Source organism: Alkalimonas collagenimarina, from assembly GCF_030717845.1.
In the GTDB taxonomy this organism is placed as follows: Bacteria; Pseudomonadota; Gammaproteobacteria; order Enterobacterales; family Alteromonadaceae; genus Alkalimonas; species Alkalimonas collagenimarina.
The window spans coordinates 161,885-184,841 of sequence record NZ_JAUZVZ010000007.1 but is presented as its reverse complement, the minus strand read 5'-3'; the positions used below and the strand labels follow the sequence as shown (position 1 = coordinate 184,841).

General features: G+C 45.5%; 21 protein-coding genes. 12 read left to right on the top strand and 9 right to left on the bottom strand.

What is annotated here, in order from left to right:
- Both gloA and Q3O60_RS06915 read left to right on the top strand, forming a co-directional pair.
- Positions 1-318: lactoylglutathione lyase (gene gloA / locus Q3O60_RS06920; protein WP_305893175.1), on the top strand; the 318-nt coding region annotated here is incomplete at its 5' end.
- 78 nt (positions 319-396) lie between these two features.
- Entirely contained in the window at positions 397-987 is a 591-nt protein-coding gene (locus Q3O60_RS06915; RefSeq protein ID WP_305893174.1) for an LON peptidase substrate-binding domain-containing protein, read from the top strand.
- Here the strand turns inward: Q3O60_RS06915 and Q3O60_RS06910 are convergent.
- Both Q3O60_RS06910 and queE read right to left on the bottom strand, forming a co-directional pair.
- Complete coding sequence (locus Q3O60_RS06910) at positions 976-1,377, bottom strand: DUF6841 family protein (RefSeq protein WP_305893173.1); 402 nt, start codon at positions 1,375-1,377, stop codon at positions 976-978. The genes Q3O60_RS06915 and Q3O60_RS06910 overlap by 12 nt on opposite strands.
- An 8-nt stretch (positions 1,378-1,385) precedes the next feature.
- On the bottom strand, positions 1,386-2,051 hold the full coding sequence (gene queE, locus Q3O60_RS06905) for a 7-carboxy-7-deazaguanine synthase QueE (protein WP_305893172.1): 666 nt from the start codon (positions 2,049-2,051) through the stop codon (positions 1,386-1,388).
- Positions 2,052-2,138: 87 nt separating this feature from the next.
- On the opposite strand from queE, the gene queC reads away from it, so the two are divergent.
- Positions 2,139-2,795 (top strand): 7-cyano-7-deazaguanine synthase QueC, encoded by a 657-nt coding sequence (gene queC / locus Q3O60_RS06900; RefSeq protein ID WP_305893171.1) that lies wholly within the window; start codon positions 2,139-2,141, stop codon positions 2,793-2,795.
- Between the two features lie 195 nt (positions 2,796-2,990).
- Positions 2,991-4,229, top strand: coding sequence for a dicarboxylate/amino acid:cation symporter (locus tag Q3O60_RS06895; RefSeq protein WP_305893170.1), 1,239 nt, complete (start codon positions 2,991-2,993; stop codon positions 4,227-4,229).
- A 32-nt stretch (positions 4,230-4,261) separates the two neighbouring features.
- Here the strand turns inward: Q3O60_RS06895 and Q3O60_RS06890 are convergent, their stop codons facing one another.
- From Q3O60_RS06890 to Q3O60_RS06875, 4 genes are all read right to left on the bottom strand, one after another.
- Positions 4,262-5,602 (bottom strand): sigma-54-dependent transcriptional regulator, encoded by a 1,341-nt coding sequence (locus Q3O60_RS06890; protein WP_305893169.1) that lies wholly within the window; start codon positions 5,600-5,602, stop codon positions 4,262-4,264.
- Entirely contained in the window at positions 5,589-6,710 is a 1,122-nt protein-coding gene (locus Q3O60_RS06885; RefSeq protein WP_305893168.1) for a sensor histidine kinase, read from the bottom strand. The genes Q3O60_RS06890 and Q3O60_RS06885 overlap by 14 nt, the downstream gene beginning before the upstream one ends.
- A 155-nt stretch (positions 6,711-6,865) precedes the next feature.
- The gene (locus tag Q3O60_RS06880) at positions 6,866-8,311 is read right to left on the bottom strand and encodes a sigma-54 dependent transcriptional regulator (protein WP_305893167.1); all 1,446 of its coding nucleotides are present in this window, start codon (positions 8,309-8,311) and stop codon (positions 6,866-6,868) included.
- A gap of 137 nt (positions 8,312-8,448) precedes the next feature.
- Positions 8,449-9,240, bottom strand: coding sequence for a flagellin (locus Q3O60_RS06875; RefSeq protein WP_305893166.1), 792 nt, complete (start codon positions 9,238-9,240; stop codon positions 8,449-8,451).
- A 199-nt stretch (positions 9,241-9,439) separates the two neighbouring features.
- On the opposite strand from Q3O60_RS06875, the gene pseB reads away from it, so the two are divergent.
- The 6 genes from pseB (at position 9,440) to Q3O60_RS06845 (ending at position 15,268) form a co-directional block, all read left to right on the top strand.
- Positions 9,440-10,441 (top strand): UDP-N-acetylglucosamine 4,6-dehydratase (inverting), encoded by a 1,002-nt coding sequence (gene pseB / locus Q3O60_RS06870; RefSeq protein WP_305893165.1) that lies wholly within the window; start codon positions 9,440-9,442, stop codon positions 10,439-10,441.
- The gene (gene pseC / locus Q3O60_RS06865; protein ID WP_305893164.1) at positions 10,438-11,586 is read left to right on the top strand and encodes a UDP-4-amino-4,6-dideoxy-N-acetyl-beta-L-altrosamine transaminase; all 1,149 of its coding nucleotides are present in this window, start codon (positions 10,438-10,440) and stop codon (positions 11,584-11,586) included. Before pseB ends, pseC begins: the two co-directional genes overlap by 4 nt.
- Positions 11,583-12,305 carry a pseudaminic acid cytidylyltransferase gene (pseF, locus tag Q3O60_RS06860; protein WP_305893163.1) on the top strand — a complete coding sequence of 241 codons (723 nt, stop codon included), beginning with the start codon at positions 11,583-11,585 and terminating at the stop codon, positions 12,303-12,305. The genes pseC and pseF overlap by 4 nt, the downstream gene beginning before the upstream one ends.
- Positions 12,283-13,362 (top strand): UDP-2,4-diacetamido-2,4,6-trideoxy-beta-L-altropyranose hydrolase, encoded by a 1,080-nt coding sequence (gene pseG / locus Q3O60_RS06855; protein ID WP_305893162.1) that lies wholly within the window; start codon positions 12,283-12,285, stop codon positions 13,360-13,362. Before pseF ends, pseG begins: the two co-directional genes overlap by 23 nt.
- An 80-nt stretch (positions 13,363-13,442) precedes the next feature.
- Entirely contained in the window at positions 13,443-14,777 is a 1,335-nt protein-coding gene (locus tag Q3O60_RS06850; protein ID WP_305893161.1) for a SpoIIE family protein phosphatase, read from the top strand.
- Positions 14,774-15,268 carry an STAS domain-containing protein gene (locus tag Q3O60_RS06845; protein ID WP_305893160.1) on the top strand — a complete coding sequence of 165 codons (495 nt, stop codon included), beginning with the start codon at positions 14,774-14,776 and terminating at the stop codon, positions 15,266-15,268. The genes Q3O60_RS06850 and Q3O60_RS06845 overlap by 4 nt, the downstream gene beginning before the upstream one ends.
- Before the next feature lie 16 nt (positions 15,269-15,284).
- Here Q3O60_RS06845 and Q3O60_RS06840 read toward each other — a convergent pair whose 3' ends face one another.
- On the bottom strand, positions 15,285-16,718 hold the full coding sequence (locus Q3O60_RS06840; protein WP_305893159.1) for a mannose-1-phosphate guanylyltransferase/mannose-6-phosphate isomerase: 1,434 nt from the start codon (positions 16,716-16,718) through the stop codon (positions 15,285-15,287).
- Positions 16,719-17,200: 482 nt separating this feature from the next.
- Here Q3O60_RS06840 and pseI point away from each other — a divergent pair, with 482 nt between their 5' ends.
- A complete protein-coding gene (gene pseI, locus Q3O60_RS06835) occupies positions 17,201-18,253 on the top strand; it encodes a pseudaminic acid synthase (protein ID WP_305893158.1) in 1,053 nt (350 codons plus the stop codon).
- A gap of 3 nt (positions 18,254-18,256) precedes the next feature.
- Complete coding sequence (locus tag Q3O60_RS06830; RefSeq protein WP_305893157.1) at positions 18,257-18,727, top strand: GNAT family N-acetyltransferase; 471 nt, start codon at positions 18,257-18,259, stop codon at positions 18,725-18,727.
- A gap of 15 nt (positions 18,728-18,742) precedes the next feature.
- Here Q3O60_RS06830 and Q3O60_RS06825 read toward each other — a convergent pair whose 3' ends face one another.
- Complete coding sequence (locus tag Q3O60_RS06825; protein WP_305893156.1) at positions 18,743-20,128, bottom strand: class I SAM-dependent methyltransferase; 1,386 nt, start codon at positions 20,126-20,128, stop codon at positions 18,743-18,745.
- Between the two features lie 27 nt (positions 20,129-20,155).
- Entirely contained in the window at positions 20,156-22,954 is a 2,799-nt protein-coding gene (locus Q3O60_RS06820; RefSeq protein WP_305893155.1) for a 6-hydroxymethylpterin diphosphokinase MptE-like protein, read from the bottom strand.
- Positions 22,955-22,957: the final 3 nt, after the last annotated feature.

Sequence of the window (22,957 nt, the reverse complement as noted above, 5' to 3'; positions counted from 1 at the left end):
GTACTAGGCATGAAGTTGTTGCGCCAATCGGACAATAAAGACTATAAATACACCCTCGCCTTTGTCGGCTATGGTGATGAAAGTTCTGAAGCCGTTCTTGAACTAACCTACAACTGGGATGTGGATCAGTATGATCATGGCAATGCCTTTGGTCATATCGCATTGGAAGTCGATGATGTCTATCAGGCCTGTGAGCAAATCCGCCAGCGTGGTGGCCAGATAAGCCGTGAGCCAGGCCCAGTTAAAGGCGGCACTACCGAGATCGCCTTTGTCAAAGATCCAGATGGCTATGCCATTGAGCTGATCCAGAAAAAGTAAATGGTAGTTTTTCTGGTCTAAGCAATCCAGCTCAACCAAGCTCGCGTACAAAGAACAAATACGCAAGCTTGGTTGACTATGTCAGAAGAAATCGCTTTATTTCCACTTAATACCTTGTTGCTACCTGGTGGTAAAACTAAGTTGCGGGTGTTTGAGCCGCGTTACATCCGCTTGGTGAAAGAAGCCAGCTCGGGCAAGCGTGCCTTTGCCATGGCGCTACTGAACCCCTTAGTCAGCCAACAGCATCATGATCGTATCTTTGCCACTGCGACCAAAGTTCAGGTGGAAGATTTCGATGTTTTGAGTGACGGTTTGCTTGGTATTGAAATCTCAGGGCAACAGCGGGTGCGTATTTTGGATCGTTGGCAAGAAAGCGATGGTTTGCATGTAGCCAGCGTGGATTCTGAAGCCTTTTGGCAATCGGCGCCACTGGCTGACGAGAAATCGCAACTACTGAAACGATTCAAGCAGTTGTTAGATACAGAGCCCATGCTGGCAGAATTGTACCCACAACCTAAACTGGATGACAGTGCATGGTTAGCAGCTCGCTGGTTGGAGCTATTGCCCTTACCAGCACAGCTCAAACAACAGCTCATTGGTTCTGATGGGCCTGAAGCATGTATTGATTACTTATCGTCCTGCTTACGTTCTGAATATTCAGCGCATTGATTTAAGCGCAAAACGTTCATCATCAATCATCACAGAAACCAATAGCCATTGCTCGTCATGGCGTTGCAAGGTATAAGATGTATGGCAATTTTGCAGCACTTTGCCCTCGGCATCACAAAAATACCAGTACAAGCTGGCAAACACCATGGAATCAGACAACCGTACTAAATGTTGCACCCGGTTTCTCACTTGGGCTACACCAAGCCCGCGGTACAAATCGAACTGATGCTGAATGGTCTTTTCCAAAGCAGTGATCTCTGCCATCAGCACTTTGCTGTCATCGGTCAAAAACAGGCACGGCAGCGAAAAGAGCGCACTGACTTGTTTCACATCAAAATTCGAATACGCAGTCGCGTACTGTTGGAAAAATTGTTCAACGGCCTGTCGCATGGTAATCCCTAGTTAATTCCTAAATATTTATGAACCTGAACGCTAAGCCGCCAATTGTGTTTTTTGCATTGCTCAATGGCCAGGCGTGTCGCCTTAGCTTTTTGGCTAATAGGCTGCAGATAGACCAGCTTAGCCGATGCTGGTATGCGTTGCAATAATAGCAACAGCTCATCAATATCTCGTTCTCTGCCCACCGGATGCTTTATTTCATCGGCCCGCTCCAAAGCACTGGTCAGCACCTCATAGCCACCTTTCATATTCACTTTGGGCGACACTGTCACCCAGGTTTCCGCAGGCGCTTGAATAGCAAAAGTACCGCTGGTTTCAATTTGCGTGCTGTAACCCTGTTTATGCAGCAGCTGGCACAATGGGTTCAAATCATACAAGCAAGGCTCGCCACCAGTAATCACCACATGCTTTGCCTGAAACCCCTGCCGCTTAAACTCCTGCAACATCTCTTCAGCACTGACCGCACTCCAACCTTCTGAGTCACTGGTTTTTTGGACCGTATCGGTTAACGCGATCTGTTGTTCAGGATCCACTGTCCAGGTGTGCTTGGTATCACACCAGCTACACCCCACCGGACAGCCTTGCAGCCGAATAAAGATCGCCGGGCAGCCAGTAAAGCTGCCCTCCCCTTGAATGGTTTCAAATAATTCATTCACTTTATACACAAAAACGCCTTACGCTTTAGCCTACACAAGAAATACAGTACAATGCACGGCTTTTCAAAACCCCATTATAACGGGAGCACCGACATCATGCCGCAAAAAGTTGTTGTGATTTACTCAGGTGGGATGGATTCCTTTACCGTCTTGCATAAAGCCATCGCTGAAGGGCATGACGTGTATGCGCTATCTTTTAATTATGGCCAACGCCATGTGAAAGAGCTTGAGTGTGCAGCCAACGTTTGCAATGAGCTAAAAATACCGCATAAAGTGGTGGATATTTCCGCCATCAATCAGTTATTGGCGGGATCGTCGCTCATTGACAACATTGATGTGCCAGAAGGCCACTACGAAGCAGAAAGCATGAAATCGACCATCGTCCCTAACCGCAATATGATTTTAATCTCATTAGCGGTTGGTTACGCCGACTCCATAAAAGCCCGCGCCGTCTATTATGGCGCCCACTCCGGTGATCACTTCATTTACCCGGACTGCCGGCCAGAGTTTGTCGAGAAGATGAATGCGGTTTGTCAGATCGCCAATTACGATCCCATCGACATTATCAGCCCGTATTTGTACGAGTCAAAAATAGAAATCCTGCGCGATGGCCTGGCGATGGGGCTCGATTACAGCAAAACCTGGACCTGCTACAACGGCCGCGAACAAGCCTGCGGCAAATGCGGCGCTTGTCAGGAACGACTGGAAGCCTTTACGTTGAATAAAGCACAGGATCCACTACCTTACGAATAAAACAGGAATATTCGCAGCACACATTTCCAGCACCACTGTCATTTAAACTGACAGGCTGCTAAACAATGTTGTGCAAACAAAACTATCCTTGCAGACGTGCCGTATTATTTGTTGCTATACCATAGAACCAGTGATTCTGGACAGGTTTTATCATACTTATTACACTAACTCACTTTTGTCAAAAGCAGGTCGATTATGTTCGCATTCTGGTTTCGAATTCCTTTCTGGCAACGTGTGCTTGGTGCCATGCTGCTCGGTATCGGTTTGGGCGTGGTATTTGGTGAAAAAGCCACAGTGCTACAGCCGCTGGGTACGCTGTTTATTAATGCCATCCGCATGTTGGTCGTGCCGTTGGTATTTTTTGCCCTGATCACCAGTATTACTTCGTTGGGCGATACCCTAAAGATGAAGCGGCTGGCGTTTAAAACCGTTGGTTTGTTCTTATTTACCGCGATGATTGCCAGCCTGATTGGCTTGACTATTGGCAGCCTGATGGATTTCAGCAGCATTGCTGAACTGACCACCAGTGAGGTGCGTGAGCGGGATATTCCGCCGGTAGCGACCGTGCTAACCAACTTGATCCCAACCAATCCGGTAGCAGCATTGGCCGATGGCAATGTATTGCAAATCATTGTCTTTGCCGTACTGGTGGGGATTGCCATCAATGTGGTGGGTGAAAAAGCCGAGCCGATGCGCAAAGTGATGCGGGCTGGTGCGGAGATCATGTATCAAATCACCCGGATGGTACTGCAGTTAACTCCGCTTGGTGTGCTCGGTTTAATGGCTTGGGTGGTTGGTAGTTTTGGCCTGGAAACCTTGTTACCGCTCGGTAAGTTTATTCTGGCGATTTATATCGCCTGCTTGATCCATATTGTTTTTACCTATGGCGGCTTGGTGCACTTTTTTGGTGGCATGTCACCGCTGGCATTTTTCAGAGCCGTTTTGCCAGCACAGCTGGTCGCTTACAGCAGCGCCAGCAGCTTTGGCACCTTACCTGTCACGCACAAAGTGGTGACCGAGGATCTAAAAGTATCTAAAAATTACGCCAGCTTTGTTTTGCCGTTGGGTGCCACCATTAATATGGATGGGTGTGGTGGTATTTACCCGGCGATAGCGGCCATTTTTATTGCTCACTTATACGGTATTCCGCTCGATTGGCTCAGTTATGTGCTGATCGCCGGTACCGCAACCTTGGCTTCACTTGGCACCGCTGGTGTCCCTGGCAGTGCTATGGTGATGCTTACTGTAACGCTTAGTGTGGTCGGTTTGCCACTGGAAGGTATTGCCTTTATTGCAGCGGTAGATCGGATTATTGATATGATGCGAACTGCGACCAATGTGACCGGTGATACCATGGTTGCTTTAGTGGTCGCTCGCTCAGAAGGAATGCTGGAAGCTGACACGGCTACCGAAGCCGTCCCTTCAGCCAGTTAATACGCCTTTACGCTTGTAAGATCAGATCCCGGTTAAGCCGGGATCTGAATGCCTGCATCACGCATTCGCGCTAACTTATAGCGTAGCGTTCTGTCACTTATGCCCAAACGGTCGGCGACATCTTTGCGTTTATTATCACAAGCTCTCATTGTCGCTAAAATTAAACGATGCTCCTGCTCATGAATTTCCATTTTAAACTGGCTGACATCTGCGTCTTCATCAACCATCGGCATCTGGCTGGCTGGTGTTAAGTCTTCGATATAAATGTCACCGGCTTTAATTTCGTGCTCACTATGAATAATCAAAGCTCGCTGAATGACATTATCTAGCTCCCGGACATTGCCCGGCCAGCTGTGTTGCAATAACTTCTGAATGGCAGAACCATCAATAATAGGTACAGCAATCCCATCACGTTGACAATGGCGCTGCAATAAGTGCTCTGCCAAGGGCAGGATATCTTCAGGCCGTTCCGCCAGAGCTGGCCAGCTCAGTGGGAACACATTCAAGCGGTAAAATAAATCTTCGCGAAACTTACCTTGCTGCACTGCTTCTTTCAAATCACGGTTACTGGTGGCCAATACGCGAACATCGAGCTTAATGGTTTTACGGCTGCCCAAGCGCTCAACTTCACGCTCTTGAAGCACACGTAACAGTTTAGCTTGCAGGTTTAAATCCATTTCAGTGATTTCATCCAACAAAATCGTGCCTTGCTGGGCTTGTTCAAACTTGCCCGGGCAGGCTTGCACGGCTCCGGTAAAAGCGCCTTTTTCATAACCAAACAGTGTTGACTCCAGCATGTTTTCCGGAATGGCAGCACAGTTAATTGCAATAAAAGGCCCATTGGCCCGGCTGGATTGCTGATGAATGTAATGAGCCAGCACTTCTTTACCAGAACCACTGGGGCCACTTACCATCACACTGGCATCGGAACGAGCTACTTTAGCGGCAAGTTTCACCAACTCTTTACTTTGCTCTGAAGCGACAATCGGCTCTACTGTGGCGATTTGCTCTGCAGGCACGTAGCGCCCGACCATATTGACCAATACTTCAGGTGAGAATGGTTTGGATAAATAATCAACCGCACCTTGACGCATCGCTTGTACTGCATCATTCACATTGGCATAAGCCGTCATAATCAGCATTGGGATCTGCGGATACTGCTGTTTGACAGTCTGTAGTAGCTCTAAACCAGAGATACCCGCCATTTGCACATCGCTAATGATCAACTTGATGGCTTGCTGCTTTAATAACACGAGTGCTTGCTCTGCACTATCTGCGGCCACCACCTGATAATTGGCTAGCGTCAGTGTATCCACTAAGGCTTCTTGTAGACCAGCATCATCTTCGACCACCATGATTTTAGTGACTGCCATTTGCGTTCTCCTGTCTTGGCTGAGACTCAGTGTGCATAGGGAGCTGTAAGGTAAAGCATGCACCGCCCCCCTCTTGATTCTGACAATGCACTTCACCTTTATGCGCATTAACAACCGCTTGCACTACCGCTAACCCCAAACCCGTACCCTGGCTTCGCGTAGTGAAAAAAGGTTCAAATACTTGATGCTGCAAATGCTCGGGGATCCCTGGCCCATTATCCCGAACCTGGATTTCAAGACAGTCAGGGTGTTGAGGATGACGCTGACAACAAATCATCAACTCAGCCCCTGTGCCAATGATTTGTAAGCTGTTGTGCAATAAGTTTTGAATGGCTCCAGCTAAGCTGCTCTTATTGGCCCACAGCCGCAAGTCTGGCTCCGTCACTTGCAGGTGCAATCGGGCCTGAAGCGGCTCTAGTTGTGCTTCAATACCAGACTCAACTTCTTGCAACAAACTTGATATGGATACTTCAGCAACACTCGCTTCACTGCCAGAGCGAGCAAATAACAGCATATCATTCACCTGCTGCTCTAAATCTTGCAATCGGGAGACTAATTTTTGTTGAAACAAATCTTTCGCTGACTCATTCAAGCGTTGATTGTTGAGGTTTTCAGCATAAAGCATAGCGGATGAAAGTGGCGTGCGAATTTGATGCGCCAAGGTCGCCATCATCTTGCCGAGTGTCGACAAGCGTTGCATGTGTGCCAAACGGCTTTGCAATTGACGAGTTTCAGTTAAATCGGTGAGGACTATTAATTGACCTGGCTCTGGGTTCATCGCGCTGATAGCAAGCTTAACCCGTCGACCGTTGTGCAAAGACACTTCCATACCATCATCACTGCGTGGTCGAAATGATCGGGTGATCACATCCAACCATCGCTGGCCAGTAAGGGGCTCACCTAACATCTCTAAAGCCACCGGATTGGCATCGGACACATAACCGCGACCATCAAGCACCACGACACCTACTGGCAGCATACTGACAAGGTGCTGCATGCGATCAGAAGGATCAGCTTGAATATTCAGGTACCGGCTAAAATCAGTCACCTGAGACGATTCAGCCAAGGGGGTATCCTGAATGGAAAACAAGGTTCGGGCGGTATGCATGGTGCACCTCAACTCAAATATAGCATCTGAGACTGAAATGCATGGAGTGTGCCAACAATTAACCACTATAAATCAATGATTTAGACATATCCAGTAGGCTTCTCGCTGTCAATATTCTGACATTTAGCTCCATGATGGTACTGATTAGAAGGGAATTATTCGTCTTTACCTAAATTGTATTTACGCATTTTTTCAACCAAGGTAGTTCGGCGTAAGCCAAGTACTTCTGCCGCCCTTGCTACCACGTAATCATGACGCTCGAGTGCCTGAGTAATAAATACAATCTCTAGTTCCGCCAGATACTCTTTCAGGTCAATACCATCGTATGGAAGCTGCATCATCCCAGCATCAACCTCAACATCTTGAGCATCACTTACATCCAGCTCCTCATCATCGCTTTGAAAGAGATCATTCAGCATATCGCGCTCTTGCAAGGATTCCGGATAATCCGGTATGTAACTTTCAACATCTAAATGTTGATACTTGGCTGGTAAATCAGCTACATCCACCACCTGATTGGGATACATGATTGCCATCCTCTCTACCAGGTTGGCCAACTCCCTCACATTACCTGGCCACGGATGCAACTGAAGGCTTTCGAGTGCACGTTCAGTAAACTTCACTTTCGCCTGCCCTGCCAGATGCTGTCGGCGAATCAACTCCATACAAAGCTGCGGTAAATCATCTGCCCGCTCATGCAAGGCGGGCGTATCAATTGGGAAAACGTTCAGGCGATAAAATAAATCTTCCCGAAAACGACCATCCTCAATCATACGTTCCAAGTTACGATGCGTTGCGGCGATAATACGTACATCCGCCTTAATGGCTTGGTTACCACCGACCCGCTCATAGGTACGCTCCTGTAGGACTCTAAGCAACTTAACCTGCATCGGTAATGGCATATCACCAATCTCATCCAGAAACAGAGTCCCACCCTGCGCCAACTCAAAGCGACCTTTACGGGTTGAAATGGCTCCGGTAAAAGCGCCTTTCTCGTGACCAAACAACTCACTTTCCAACAAATCTGCCGGAATAGCACCACAGTTAATCGGCACAAAGGGCCCATCGACGCGATGAGACAATAAATGAATATTTCGGGCTACGACTTCTTTGCCGGTACCAGAATCCCCTAAAATCATCACATTGGCTTCGGTTGCGGCAACTTGCTGAATTAAAAAACGCACCTGCTGCATCGGCGGCGTATTGCCAACCATATCGACCAGCTGAGCGGCTTGATCTTTGCGCTGCTGGCCGGGCAGTAATCGATGATATTCCTGACAATCACGTAATAACTGGGTCAAACTGGCGTACTGAAATGGCTCTGCCAACAATGCCACCACATTGCCAATAGGCAATAAATTAGCCTGCTTTGGATCGAGTAGCAAAAAAGCGGTCGCCGGAAATTGCTCAATGAGTGCTTGTTGTGACTCAGTGATCTGCCCTAATAACACCACAGCAGGCTCAGGTTGCAACAAGCGCTGCTGCAATTGGGCATAGCTAAAGTGTTGATGGCTTTCCTGAACAAAGTCAAGAATGGTACTCAGGCGCTGAGCCCTGGATTGATGTTCATCGACGATATAAAGCTGGGGGGTTGAGCGCATGGTCACCCAAAATCGTTTTTATAAGTTATAACTGTATTGTAACGGAGGGATCCGAGGTTGCAAGCAAAAAGCGCTGGAATTTTGACGTTCTGTCAATATTCCAGCGCTTGAAAAGGCGTTAATTTGAGGACCAGCCATTAACCGCCAAGGATGCGGATAGCTTGCTGTTGCTGAACACGGCCCTGAATAGCAACACTGATGGACGATTGCGTCAGAATATCATTGGCAACCTGTTGACTGGTTGCTTTAGCGAAGTCCAAGTCTTCAATTCTGCTTCTGGCTTCTGACTCGCTGATCCGCTGACGATCCATTACACTAATAGCAGCTTCAAAAGCATTGATGGTCGCGCCGGCATCGGCTCGTAAACCACCTAGTTGTTGTAGTGATTGCTGCACACTTTCAAGAGCTGCAGTCAATTGCGATGAATCCGTCAGGTTGAAGTCAAAAAGGTTATTATCATTCAGCACAGTAGCAATATCTTCAGTATTTAAACTGAGGCTACTATCTCCGGTACCAAAAGTTATTTCGCCCCCTTGAGTAAATACCCCTTTACCAGCAAATTCTGTGCTTTCAATGGTTTGCTGTATATTATCCAATAGTTGATCGGCTTGTTGCTGCAGTGCTTGTCGATCACCAGCATTATAAATACCATTTCCAGCCTGAATCGTTAGCACATTTAATTCTTGTAAGTTTTCTTGAATAGCCTGCAGCCCTTGATCATAAACCCGAGCCAACGAGATACCATCGTAAACATTACGAGCGCCTTGTTCACGGGCATTAATTTGCGAAGAAAGCTGAGTAGCAATTTGCAATCCAGCTGCATCATCGGCAGCGCTATTAATGCGCTTCGCTGTCGCCAGTTTTTTGAACAAATTATCTTGCTGACCAAGCGTTTGATTTAAGATGTTGTTCCCGCTATTAATTTTCATAACGTACTACCATGTGGCTGTGACCTGCACAAATTATAGCCGATCCATCATGAAATTTCGAGGTTAAACTATGATGAGGTCATACAAAAAGCACGGTTTCGTTGACAATCCACTCACAGCAACTAATAATTTTTCGTGGACGGCACAAATTATGCTATGTTCAAGCAGTTACCACGATGCACGACAGAGGTGCGACCTTATGTTTGATGGCAAAACCATTCTTATTACCGGCGGTACGGGCTCTTTTGGCCACAAATACACCGAAACTCTTCTGACGCGCTACCAACCGAAAAAGATCATTATATTTTCTCGTGATGAGTTGAAGCAATACGAAATGCAACAACGCTTTGATCAGGATTGCATGCGCTACTTTATTGGCGATGTCCGCGATGAACATCGATTGGTCCGTGCCATGCGCGGAGTCGATTATGTCATTCATGCGGCAGCACTGAAACATGTACCCGCGGCTGAGTACAACCCAATGGAGTGCATTAAAACCAATATCAATGGCGCTGAGAATGTCATCAATGCTGCTATTGATGCCAATGTAGAAAAAGTCATTGCGTTATCCACCGACAAAGCAGCCAACCCAGTAAGTTTGTATGGCGCCACCAAGCTGGCATCCGACAAATTGTTTGTCGCGGGTAATAATATTGCCGGCGGCAGCCGCACACGTTTTTCTGTGGTGCGCTATGGCAATGTGGTCTGCTCACGTGGCTCAGTGGTGCCTTACTTTCAAAGCATGATTGATAAAGGGGCCGATCACTTACCTGTCACGCACCCTGACATGACCCGTTTTTGGATCAATTTGCAGCAAGGTGTCGATTTCGTTCTAAAGAATTTTGAGCGGATGCTTGGTGGAGAAATTTTTGTCCCTAAGATCCCATCCATTCGCATCGTTGATTTAGCCAAAGCGATGGCACCTGAGCTGCCCATCAAACATGTAGGCATTCGCGCGGGTGAAAAATTGCATGAAGTAATGTGTCCCGGGGAGAATTCCTACCACACGTATCAGTTTAATGATCACTTTGTGATTGCACCAGCCATTAAGTTTTTTAATCGCAGCAACAACTTTGATGTCAATGCGTTACAGGAGAAAGGCCAGTTGGTTGAACCGGGTTTTGAATACGCTTCGAACACCAATCCGCATTTTCTGTCGCAGGAGGAAATCCTGAGTTTTAACCAGGAAGCGCTGCAATGATCCCGTATGGTCGTCAACACATTGATGAAGAGGATATCGCTGCTGTCGTTCAGGTGCTGCAAAGCGATTTTCTGACACAAGGCCCTGTGGTACCTGCTTTTGAACAGCGTTTAGCAGAACTCAGCCAAGTTCAATTTGCCATTGCTACCAATAGCGCGACTTCCGCACTACACGTAGCTTGCCTTGCACTTGGTATCGGCATCGGAAGCAGAGTCTGGACATCGCCGCTTAGCTTCGTTGCATCGGCCAACTGCGCCCGCTATTGTGGTGCCAGTGTCGACTTTGTCGACATTGAACCAGACTCGGGCAATCTATGCATCAGTACCTTACGGCAAAAGCTTGAACTGGCAAGAGCCACTGAAACCCTACCTGATGTGGTCATTGCCGTGCATCTGGCCGGTTTAAGCTGTGATATGCAACAATTGTATCATCTGTCACATGAGTTCGGTTTTCGCATCATCGAAGATGCCTCGCATGCGGTGGGTGGCAGTTATCAAGGAAGGCCGATTGGCAGCTGCCAGTATAGCGATATCACGATTTTTAGCTTTCATCCGGTTAAAATCATCACCACCGGTGAAGGCGGCATGGCACTAACCAACAATCCTGAGCTGGCCGAACAAATGCAATTACTACGTAGCCATGGCATCACGCGTGATGAAACAGAAATGACTGAGCCCAGCCATGGTGCCTGGTATTATCAACAATTGCAGCTTGGCTTTAATTACCGCATGACCGACTTGCAGGCGGCACTTGGTTTAAGTCAAAGTAACCGGCTGGCAGACTTTATTGCCAAACGGCAACAACTCGCCGCTCGTTATCATCAATTGTTGTCCCAGCTTCCTCTGGATACGCCTGAAGTGCCAGCCGACAGCGTCAGCAGTTATCATCTGTACATAATACGACTGCATGACAAAGCGCGTCGAAAGTCGGTTTTTGATGCAATGCGGGCAGCCGGTATTGGCGTCAATGTGCATTACATTCCTATCCATACCCAACCCTACTACCAGCAACTGGGTTTTGACTGGGGCGATCTGCCACAAGCCGAGTTATTTTATGAGCGTATCATCAGTTTGCCTATGTTCCCTGAGCTGACTGAATCCGAACAGGACCATGTGGTTGCCACATTAAGTAAGGCACTGGCATGAACGTCGCTATTATTCCTGCCCGGGGCGGCAGCAAACGTATTCCGCGTAAAAACATTAAGCTGTTCTGCGGCGAACCGATGATCAGCTACCCGATTAAAACTGCCTTGCAAAGTGGCTGCATTGATCGCGTTATTGTGTCCACTGAAGATGAAGAAATTGCCAGCATTGCACGCAGCTATGGCGCGGAAACGCCCTTTGTACGTCCGAAGGAGCTAGCCGATGATTACACCGGCACTACCACCATTATTCGTCATGCCTTGAACTGGCTCAGCGAGCAGCAGCAAGCCGTCGAATTTGCCTGCTGCCTGTACGCTACGACTCCCCTGCTGCTTCCACATGATCTGCAAGCAGGCCTGAAGCAACTCAAAGCAAATGATGAGCTTGATTTCATTTTTTCTGCTGCTCGCTTTTCTTTCCCGATCCAGCGCGCCTTGTTGCAAGATGTCGACGGTGGCGTCAGGCCTTTTGATGTCGAAAGTATAAAAATGCGCTCGCAGGATCTGGCAGAGACCTTTCATGATGCTGGCCAGTTTTATTGGGGAAAAACCAGTAGCTGGCTGCAGCCTGATCGGACGATATTTGGTCCGCGATCACGCATGTTCGTGTTGCCGGATCATCGGGTTCAAGATATTGATACCCCAAACGATTGGCACCGAGCCGAAGTGCTGTATCAACTGCTGCAACAGGAGCAACACAATGCGGATACTGTTTCGGGTTGATAGCTCCGCACTAATTGGGCTAGGCCATCTAATGCGCTGCCTTACTCTGGCTGAAGCGCTTCGAGATTCAGGTTACCTTTGTCACTTTATTTGCCGCCCTCATGCTGGCCACTCTGCTGAATTAGTGCAACAACGAGGGTTTGAGCTGACTTTACTGCCATCGCTTCCCCCTTATACAGACCATGCTGCTGAGTCAACTGAACATCAACACTGGCTTGGCTGCACTGAGCAGCAGGACGCTACAGACTGTCAGACTCAACTATCTAATGCCTCTGAAAAGTTTGATTTGCTGGTGGTTGATCACTATGCTTTAGCGGCCGAGTTTTGTAGTTCGCTGCGCCCCTTTTGCCGGCACATACTGATGATTGATGATCTGGCCAATCGAGCGCATGATTGCGATTGGCTGTTGGATCAAAACCTGCTTCCAGACCAACAAAATCGCTACCAACAACTGGTTCCAGCTCAATGTTCGTTATTGCTCGGGCCGCAATTTGCCTTGCTACGGCATGAGTTTTATCAAGTGCACCCTGTGACACGTCAAGCGGGCCGGTTACTGGTGTTTTTTGGTGGCAATGATCCGTTTCACTTGACCATCAAAAGCGCGATCGCTATCGCTCAATTAACTGAGCTGATCCCTCATGCGGATATCGTAATTTCGGCACAGCACCCTGATCGCTCAGCACTAGAAGCTTTATGTCAAACTCAAGCAACTATGCAGCTTCATATTCAAAGCAATGATATGGCCAGCTTGATGCATCAAGCTCAACTGATGCTTGGAGCCGGCGGTACAACGCATTGGGAGCGGTGCATCTGTGCTTTGCCCGCATTGGTCGTCACTGTGGCCAATAATCAATTAGCTACCACCCGTTACTTGCATGAGCTAGGCGCCTGTTCCTGGCTCGGCGATGGTGATACCATCACGCAAAGTCAGCTAGAACAATCCATCTGCGACTGGCTAGGCAAACCTGAGCAACTTAGGTTAATGGGTGAGCAAGCAAAAAAAATCATGGCATCCAATCAGGGGGCTCGGACTATTCTCCAACATCTGAAGGTGTAAACAGAACGCAGTGCAGCTGGCCAATTACAGCTATAGTTAATATAGTGAATTTAAGCGTAATCAGTAAGAGGTTCTCCTTTATGGATCAACACGCTCACGACGATCAGAGATTAAGCCAAGATGATGCGCCCATGGTTTTTTCACAGGATGATGAAGCAGACTATGAAGAAACTAATCCATGGACTATTTTAATCGTTGATGATGAGCCAGAGATGCATCAGGTCACCCTGATGGCGTTGCGAGATTTTAGCTTTCAGCAGCGCAAGCTGAACTTTATTAGTGCGTACAGTGCCGCTGAAGCTAAATCATTGTTGCAACAAGATAATGAGATCGCACTTATTTTGCTGGATGTAGTGATGGAGACCGATGATGCGGGTTTAACGCTAGTCAAGTACATTCGTGATACGCTGCAAAATCATCTGGCTCGTATTATTCTTCGCACCGGTCAGCCGGGACAAGCTCCGGAGCAGCGTGTGATCAAAGATTACGACATCAATGATTATCGTTCCAAAACAGAATTGACGGTACAGCGCCTAACCACGACCGTCGTCTCAGCACTGCGCTCTTTTACGACCATCCAACAATTGGAGCAACTGAACCACTCGCTTGAGGCTAAAGTAGCCGAACGCACGCAAGCATTGGAAGCCGCAAACCAGCAACTGAAGAAAACAGTGACTGAACTTGAAGCCGGTGAGCGAGCTGGTAAGCAAGTGCAATTTAAACTCTTGCCTTCGCAAGTCTTTACTCATGGTGATTACCAGCTCAGCCATGCCTTACAGCCATCAGACTTTATGAGTGGCGATTTTGTCGATTACTTTGCCTTAGACCAAGACAAGATCGTGTTTTACATTGCTGATGTCTCCGGCCACGGCGTTGCCTCCGCCTTTGTTACCGTGTATTTAAAGCGCTTTATAGGAGCACTGCTAGAACGTTACCAGCGGGGGGACTCTACCATTTTGGCAAATCCTGCAGCCTTGCTTGATGCACTGAACAGCGAGTTATTGCGCGAAAATATCACCAAATACATCGCGCTTTTTTACGGAGTGCTCGATACAAGCAAGCAGCAAATTACCTATGCCAATGCCGGCGCTTACCCATGGCCATTGCTCTGCCAGCATCAGCAACCAGCAGAGTTTCTTGAGCTGAAAAGTACGCCCGTTGGAATGTTCGACTTTTCTAATTACCAAAATCAAACTCTGGCGCTGACTGAAAATAGCGCATTGTTTATCTTTTCTGATGGCATACTCGATGTATTACCTGAGCAAACCTCGGCAGAAAAGCTCAAACGCTTGCAACAAAGCTGCTCAGCACACATCAGTATTGCTGAATTAATGCATTCATTGCGTATTGAGCCAGCACAATCACTACCCGATGATATGACCATACTGAAACTAGACTACCGGAGCACCGCATGAGTCAGGATCAAATCCTTTTCGCTTGTCTGCAAGACAGCTGTTACTTTAAATTATCCGGCGAGTTACGCTATACCAATGCCAGCGGGATGGACGATTTGATTGAGCAGCTGTTCGAGCAAGAGCAACCTGCTTGTGCCAGAGTAGTAGTAGATTTAAACGAAGCTACCTTTATGGATAGCACCCATATCGGCCTGCTGGCCAGCCTGGCCAGACATTGTCAGCAACACGACTTGCCAAAGCCAACCTTATTTTCCACACAACCAGAAATCAACGAGTTACTGCTCGGTTTGTGCTTAGACGATGCCTTTGATTTTGTGCAACAAGCGACCAACCCATCCATTGATTTGACAGCAGTCCAATCTGAAGCGAACACCGATAATGAGCAAGGGCTCATGATCCTGCGAGCTCACGAAGCACTGATTGAGTTAAATAACAAAAATGAATCTGAGTTTCGCTCTGTGGTTGATTTACTAAAACAGCAATTGAAATGATCATCCAACAGAGGCATCAACCACGGCCATAGCGATCCTCAAAGCGAACAATGTCATCTTCGCCCAGGTAACTACCACTTTGAACTTCAATCAGTTGCAAGGCTATTTTACCGGGATTCTCCAGCGAATGCGTGGCTCCTAACGGAATATAAACTGACTCGTTTTCTGCCAACAACTGAGCCACTCCATTGATGGTAACTTTAGCCGTGCCAGAAACGATGACCCAGTGCTCTGCCCGATGATGATGCAATTGGCTGGATAACCGCTCACCCGCCTTCACCGTAATGTGCTTCACCTGATAGCGTGCTTCCTGAACCAACGACTCATAGTGCCCCCAAGGCCTGAATACTCGCTGATGAGTGCGATGCTCGTCTCTACCATCTACTTTTAATTGCTCGACCAGCTGCTTTACCTGCTGCACCTGATTTTTTGCCGCCACTAATACCGCATCTTTTGTTTGCACTACCACAAGATCGTGCACCCCTATCATCGCTACCAGTGCGCTTTCGCTGTAGACGAAATTGTCGTTGCTGTGTTGACTGATGATATCGCCATGACAAGCATTGCCATGCTGATCTTTGCCTGCGAGAGACCACAATGCCGACCAAGAGCCAACATCGCACCAATCCGAATACAGCGGTACCACCAATGCATCGTCGGTTTGCTCCATCAAGGCATAATCGATTGACTCCACCGGGCAGCTTGCAAACGCAGCGGTATTGATACGAATAAAATCCATATCCGCCTGAGGTTGCTCCATCGACTGCTGACAAGCCTGATAAATGTCTGGCCGGAATTGTTTCAGTTCAGCGAGGTACTTGCTGGCCTTTACCAAAAACATCCCTGCATTCCAGTAGTAGTCGCCACTTTGTATAAAACGCTCTGCCGTTTTCAAATCAGGCTTTTCAGCAAAGCGATCCACTTGATACGTCGGTAACCTCTCCTCAGCTGAACCTTCAGCCACAGCAACTGAGGCGCCTCGTTTAATGTAGCCAAACTCGGTTGCAGCCGATTGCGGTGAAACACCAAAAACAATCAGCTTACCAGCGGCAGCGTGAGGGATCGCTTGCGTTATAGAACGTTGAAATGCACCCTGCTGCTCAATCACATGATCAGCTGCCAGCACCAACAATAGTGGGTCTTTCCCTTGCTGCTGCATCAGAAGCGCTGCCAGCGCAATTGCAGGCGCAGTATTGCGCCCTTCAGGCTCCAGCAAAATATTATGATCAAGCAGTTGCTGCTGACGTAACTGTTCCGCCACAATAAAACGATGTTCTTCATTGATCACCACCAAAGGTGGCTCACAGTGCAAACCAGACAAGCGCGTTAAGGTAGATTGCAGCATAGACTCAGAACCATGCAGCGTAAGAAACTGTTTAGGGAATAACTCTCTCGAAAGCGGCCACAGCCGGCTACCGGTTCCACCAGCTAAAATAACAGGTACAATCATAAATAAACACGATACTGAATCATGCCCCACTATACCATTGCCATAACCACCGCTCTTAAAATTATTTTACTGGGTGAAAACGCGATGCTTCTTTTTTATCTAAATCATTATGTATTTCAGCCGATATAATTATGAGCGTTCACCAAAGTCTTCAAAATGAGGTCTTGCTCGCAGAGTGTGTACAGCATGCATTAAGTAGTGCTGCAATGTCAGGTTCGACTCATTACTGACAAGCACTCTATTAAGATGTTTCTTTTAATTAGTAGCTAACCACTCCAACGGTTGACGACTAAAGGCAATGACGTATAGTGCTTTTTATTGAAAGAAACCAACGACGGCTGAGCCAGAAAGGTGAATTAACTTCCTGTATTGCAGTACAATGAAGATACAGCTGGCTCAGCCTTTGCTAATTTGCGACAAAACAATCAAGCTGATAATAACCTCTCTGATTGTGCTACTGACTATTGAGGATACTATTTCTAATGGTTGCAACTATTCAAATTGGCCATCTACGAATTGGATCTGACCAGCCGCCTTTTATCATAGCGGAGATGTCAGGTAACCATGGCCAGTCGCTTGAAAAAGCCATGGCACTGGTGGATGCCGCTGCAACTGCAGGCGCTCATGCATTAAAACTCCAAACTTACACCCCGGATACCATTACTCTTAATGTGCATGAGGGTGAGTTTTTTATAGAAGATAAGAATAGCCTTTGGCAAGGTAACTCGCTGTATAACCTATACCAACAAGCAATGACACCTTGGGAGTGGCATCAACCAATTTTTGACTATGCCACCAGTAAAGGCATGTTGGCATTTAGTTCACCTTTTGATTTAACCGCAGTCGACTTCCTTGAGTCGTTGAATGTGCCTTGCTATAAAATTGCCTCGTTTGAAAATAGTGATCATGCACTTTTAGCCGCCGTGGCCCAAACCGGCAAGCCGGTGATCATGTCAACAGGTATGGCAACTCAGGCTGAACTGGCGGAATCGGTTGAAGTATTGCGTGGTAACGGCTGCAGTGAACTTATTCTACTCAAATGCACCAGCAACTATCCGGCACGTCCTGTTGATGCCAATTTACGAACCATACCGCACTTGGCCGAACTGTTTAATTGTCAGGTTGGACTTTCTGATCACACCCCAGGTGTTGGCGTATCCGTTGCTGCAGTAGCACTTGGCGCTACCGTGGTTGAAAAACACTTTGTTTTGGATAGAAGTGGTGGTGAGGTCGATGCCGAGTTTTCACTGGAGCCCAATGAACTAAAAATGCTGGTAGAGGAAACCGCACGTGCCCACGATGCACTCGGTCGTGTGCATTATGGCTGCACTGAGAAAGAGATTGCCTCTCGGCTGCATCGACGCTCGCTCTACATCGCGAAGGACATGAAAGCAGGTGATGTTTTTACTACAGAGAATCTACGTTCAGTGCGGCCAGGGCTTGGGTTAGCACCAAAATACTTATCGCAGTTTCTTGGGCGTAAGGTTAAGCAGGATGTGGCTACAGGTACACCATTAAACTGGGAGATGCTCTAGATAATGCCTTCATCTATTATGTTACGCAAAGCAACACTGACTGATGCAGACAGACTGCTCGAATGGCGTAATGATGAATTAACCAGACTGTTTAGTTTGAATCCAAAACCAGTTACCCAGCAGGAACATATGGTATGGCTGCAAAACAGTCTCATAAACAAACAACGGCTGCTATTGATCGCCGAGATTGGCAGCAATGCATTCGGTACCGTCAGAGCTGATTCACAAAAAAAAATCAATACTATTTCTTGGACACTATCACCGGATCACAGGGGTAAGGGGCTAGCAAAAGAAATGGTAGCCTTGTTTGTGATTCAGCTTGAAGGTCTCATTATGGCAAAAATCCTACCGGGTAACACACCATCAATACGTGTAGCAGAATATGCAGGTTTATCATACGAGTACACTCAAAATAATGTAATGTATTACGTGCGTACAAACCCTATTACTAATAAGCGATTAATCAAACAATAGAAAGACATCATACAACTATTTAAAACCTAAACCTGTAGCATTAAAAATACCATTAAAGATATTCAACGCCTGCTGCACAGTATATACTTGCTTTTTTACTAGAGGCCAGCTTTCAACCTCGCTACTGTCTATTACCCGTTTATAACCCGGCTGAAACTTGATTAATGCAGTTTTAAACCCTAATGCTGCCATAACAGCTAACCTATGCTGTCCTGCAGTGATAATAAAACGTGAGCTTTCACCGTTTTTCAATATATAACCACGAATAAATCCATCTGCATTTAATTCAGGCTCATAGCCTCTCTGGTTAAAAGTTACGACTAAATCACGAATTCTTTTAAGTTCAGTTAATACTTGAGCATTTGTTTGTGGCCCAAAAGCATGGAGATCCCAGTCTGGGATTAACGGCGCCTGAGAGATACCTGCCAACATATCATCAACATGATCTATCGTTTCAAACCAAGGAAGCCAGCTTACATAGCGATTCAAAGGCATATTTGCCAGAACACCTATATCCCCATCATTACCCGATTGAAGCCATACATCAGAAAAGACCTTGGGCTGTACGGTATTGTAATAATCGTAGAGTGGTGACTCCTCGTACTTAATCGGTATTGAATTTTGCAACTGTTGATAAATAAAATAAGCAGTTGCTGTAAATCGATGCCAACCAGATACTAAAGAAAAACACTGCAAGTCTCTAGTTCCGATTGCTCGCTCTATCTGTATATGACATAACTGTGATGGAGAGCGAAGTAGCTCTATATTTGGGCTATCCATTGAAGGTAATCTGGTTTTAGCGGACTGACCTGATTCTTTATTATAAACGATTAAGGGGCGATATGGTTCGCTTTTCGGTATGTTATTGATTGAAATACCAACTAACTGACTGATAAATAGAAGTCCTTTTTCATGTAGTATATTATCAAAATACTCTTTAGCTGATAAAGCATCGTTCTCAACAAAACCCTGTTGAGAACCGTATTTATCATGCAACAAACAAGGTTGAAAAAACAATTGTGATTTGGCTTTTTCAAATAACTTAATAAAGAAACTCTCCGCGTACTCATTAGAATAAATTTTTGATAGCTGTTGATTAACGGAAAGAAATACAATTACATCAACGTCTGGCAACTCATCCAAATCATCTAATGATAAAGCGTGATGGCATATTTCAGCATTGCTATAATTTGATTGTTGGAATTGCTCTGCAGTTTTAGCGTAACCTTCATCTGCTTCAAATCCAACAACGTTAAGCCCTAGAGCATCTAGATATGCTGTGATAACGCCTTCATTGCAACCAATATCAATCGCAGAGCGCGCATTGTTATCAAGGTGCAATCTTATTAAAGCTATATTTTGTTTGACACCTTCGGCTCTGGGTCCCAATTGATAACTCATTTTCAGGTAACCTTATATCGATTATTTCTATTTAAAAAGATGGGATACATCAACATTATCAAGCTCTAACGGCTGCTCTATAAAACTGTCATGTGCTTGCTGAATACAATCGCGCCAAATCTTACGTGCAATATTAAATGAATGCAAACAGGTACTCTCACTTTCATGACTAGATGCGAGTATCTTTGTAAGAACACTACTAAAATAATTTGAGGTTCCAGAAAACAAAAAGAAGATCAGGCTATTTCTATTTGATATTTTTGATCGAAAAAAAATCCATTGCTCATCAATAAAGCGTCTTGCATCTTCAATGGAGCACACTGGCGTGTCAAAATATTCTAACCATCTGAATACAGCTTCGCTTAATTCTAGTGTATCCATTGATGAAAATATCTCATCAGAAAATTTGCTAAGATCGTCAAAAAAAGCGTTTTTGATAAAATGCTCGATATCAGCCGGACTGACATTCGGTTCATTAAGTAAGATACACTCAGGATGAAGAGGAATTGCTCCGGTAATTTTGACACCATTACTGCAATTATACACCTCAACCTTACAACTGTACTGCATCAATGCTTTTTCAATGAGCTTACGTGAAACATCAAACTCTCTTTTAGTATAAACCAAAGGTAAAAAGTTACCTTCAGCTGCTATTCCATCACCATGAGCACTTTTATAATCGTAAATTTGGCTTCCATCAGTTTTATAATAGGCAGATAATTTTGAATGATGGTAGTTTATATCTGTATAACCTAAGTCTATACCAAACAGGTAGATATACTTAAAGCCAGCCATAAGTGCAAAGTTAACAGCAAGGTTACTGACCGTTGGGTAGGCATAACTAAGACTTTTAGTCTTATAGCCAGCTTTAGTAATTTCAGGTTGAAACAAAACGGTCGCAGGTTCACCAGATTTAAAGCACAGCAATACCTCTTTAAATAGTGAGGCAGTATCAGGGTGAATGCCATTGATGCTAAGTAAACGAATAGATTTTAAATACTCAGCGTCATTAACTTGAGAGATCCAATGGAAAGTAGCTTTGTTTTGTTCAATCTCAGCATGAAAGTCTGGGGTGATTTTTTTGCTGTGCAATGACTTTAATGCCGTACCACAGCTAATAAGGATTACCTGATCACGATAGTGCTGAAGATAATCGATAGAATCATCAAGGCTTGGACCATTTCCCACAATAAATAGAGGTTTACTTAGCAATGGCTCGTTGTCATAATCTTCTGACCCAAGCTTCAAAAACCTACACCGGTACTTAAGATTGAAGTATGTATGTGCTATCCCATACCGAGCATGGTCAAAGTATTCACCTAAAGCCAAAACGATACTGAGCTCAGACCGTAAGGTTGAAATAGACTGATGCATCTCGGCATCAAAATATGAGCTAAGTAAATAGGTATTCGCAATTGAATAAGCACCAACTTGATAAAATTGCGCCATTAAATCACTAAAGTAATCTGCCCCATCACCTCCGAGATTAAAATATATCCGCTGGCCAGCCTGATCTGCCCTTCGTATAATCTTACTCCAATCCACTACATGTAGGCTGGCAAGAAAAAAATCCAGGTTTGGCTCACAAATATATAGATTACTTATCTCATGACCATCACATAATGACTCTATATGAACACCAAGTCCTATACCAAAAATAATTATTGATTCAACATGCTCCGGCAACACAGTATCGCTGGTAATGATATTTTGTAATTCAGTTTGTACTTTTTGTACAGCTTGAAAGTGTATGTAATGACCAAGTTTATTTGATACTTGCTGTCCCAGTACCACATCGTCCTTTAAAGGGTTGCTTTCAAAATCACTGACTAATGAATTAGACTCACTTTCTAAATTGTCATAAAACAATGCGTTTCGTTTTTTGTGTAATAAGTTAGCTTGATTTTTACCGTCTTTCACCAAGTACCAGCTCACCGGGCTGTAATCTGAAATGACTGAAAAAACCTGCGGGTAATACTCCTTGAGAGTAAGCAGGTTTTGTTCAAATAAATCTGAGTTGTTTAAGCGTTCTGGAGTGTAATTACCAAGCACGCTTTGGTTGTGCTCCGCTATATAGTTGTATAACGAGTAGTCTGGCGAAAAAACATGGTTTTTATTTGTTAACTGCTTATATTGATTACTGTGGCAGAATGCAAACCGAATAACTTCATCCATGATGGGATGAAAATAATGGCGATATACAAAGACTTTATCGTCATTAAGCAATGGTAACAACTCTGCAAAATCCTCAGGGAGCGAGCTACCATCATTACCCAATTGCAAAAACAGCTGAGTCCCTTTCTCTTCAGCCATTTGTAGAATATGATGCCAATCTGCAGCTTGTAATGAACAATGCACCACATCTAGTGATGGCTCATAAATGATCAGATATTTTATGTCAATCTGTTCAATTAAGTATTGCAGTTGGTACCCAAGACCAAGACCAAACATGATCACTGTTTCAACTTGCTCTGATATAGGTTGTGTTAGCCAATGTTCACTTTCCGAGCCATGGCGTAGATCAAAATAAGGAGATGAAGCTAAAAAAGCACTTACTTCAGCCTGCATATCTTGCTCTGGAGTTTCGCTATACCATGTTTTACCGGTGCCATAATTTACTATATTAATTTGCTTGGCATTGGTGACAAAAATAGATAAATTTTCAGGGTCATGGGAGGCAATGAGTGGTAACACGGAAGGAATAGTTCGACTGAATGCAGCCATGTTATGCTTGTAACGTCTGCTAATTTTTACAGACTCAGACTCTTCATTTTTTCTTTGTAAGTTTTGATCTGCACAAGTTTGATATCTAATGTATTTCAGCATAAA

Bases quoted from the DNA above. Each gene is read 5' to 3' on its own strand.
- Q3O60_RS06915 (WP_305893174.1), top strand. From the start codon at position 397: ATGTCAGAAGAAATCGCTTTATTTCCACTTAATACCTTGTTGCTACCT.
- Q3O60_RS06910 (WP_305893173.1), bottom strand. From the start codon at position 1,377: ATGCGACAGGCCGTTGAACAATTTTTCCAACAGTACGCGACTGCGTAT.
- queC (WP_305893171.1), top strand. From the start codon at position 2,139: ATGCCGCAAAAAGTTGTTGTGATTTACTCAGGTGGGATGGATTCCTTT.
- Q3O60_RS06895 (WP_305893170.1), top strand. From the start codon at position 2,991: ATGTTCGCATTCTGGTTTCGAATTCCTTTCTGGCAACGTGTGCTTGGT.
- Q3O60_RS06890 (WP_305893169.1), bottom strand. From the start codon at position 5,602: ATGGCAGTCACTAAAATCATGGTGGTCGAAGATGATGCTGGTCTACAA.
- Q3O60_RS06885 (WP_305893168.1), bottom strand. From the start codon at position 6,710: ATGCATACCGCCCGAACCTTGTTTTCCATTCAGGATACCCCCTTGGCT.
- Q3O60_RS06880 (WP_305893167.1), bottom strand. From the start codon at position 8,311: ATGCGCTCAACCCCCCAGCTTTATATCGTCGATGAACATCAATCCAGG.
- Q3O60_RS06875 (WP_305893166.1), bottom strand. From the start codon at position 9,240: ATGAAAATTAATAGCGGGAACAACATCTTAAATCAAACGCTTGGTCAG.
- pseB (WP_305893165.1), top strand. From the start codon at position 9,440: ATGTTTGATGGCAAAACCATTCTTATTACCGGCGGTACGGGCTCTTTT.
- pseC (WP_305893164.1), top strand. From the start codon at position 10,438: ATGATCCCGTATGGTCGTCAACACATTGATGAAGAGGATATCGCTGCT.
- pseF (WP_305893163.1), top strand. From the start codon at position 11,583: ATGAACGTCGCTATTATTCCTGCCCGGGGCGGCAGCAAACGTATTCCG.
- pseG (WP_305893162.1), top strand. From the start codon at position 12,283: ATGCGGATACTGTTTCGGGTTGATAGCTCCGCACTAATTGGGCTAGGC.
- Q3O60_RS06850 (WP_305893161.1), top strand. From the start codon at position 13,443: ATGGATCAACACGCTCACGACGATCAGAGATTAAGCCAAGATGATGCG.
- Q3O60_RS06845 (WP_305893160.1), top strand. From the start codon at position 14,774: ATGAGTCAGGATCAAATCCTTTTCGCTTGTCTGCAAGACAGCTGTTAC.
- Q3O60_RS06840 (WP_305893159.1), bottom strand. From the start codon at position 16,718: ATGATTGTACCTGTTATTTTAGCTGGTGGAACCGGTAGCCGGCTGTGG.
- pseI (WP_305893158.1), top strand. From the start codon at position 17,201: ATGGTTGCAACTATTCAAATTGGCCATCTACGAATTGGATCTGACCAG.
- Q3O60_RS06830 (WP_305893157.1), top strand. From the start codon at position 18,257: ATGCCTTCATCTATTATGTTACGCAAAGCAACACTGACTGATGCAGAC.
- Q3O60_RS06825 (WP_305893156.1), bottom strand. From the start codon at position 20,128: ATGAGTTATCAATTGGGACCCAGAGCCGAAGGTGTCAAACAAAATATA.
- Q3O60_RS06820 (WP_305893155.1), bottom strand. From the start codon at position 22,954: ATGCTGAAATACATTAGATATCAAACTTGTGCAGATCAAAACTTACAA.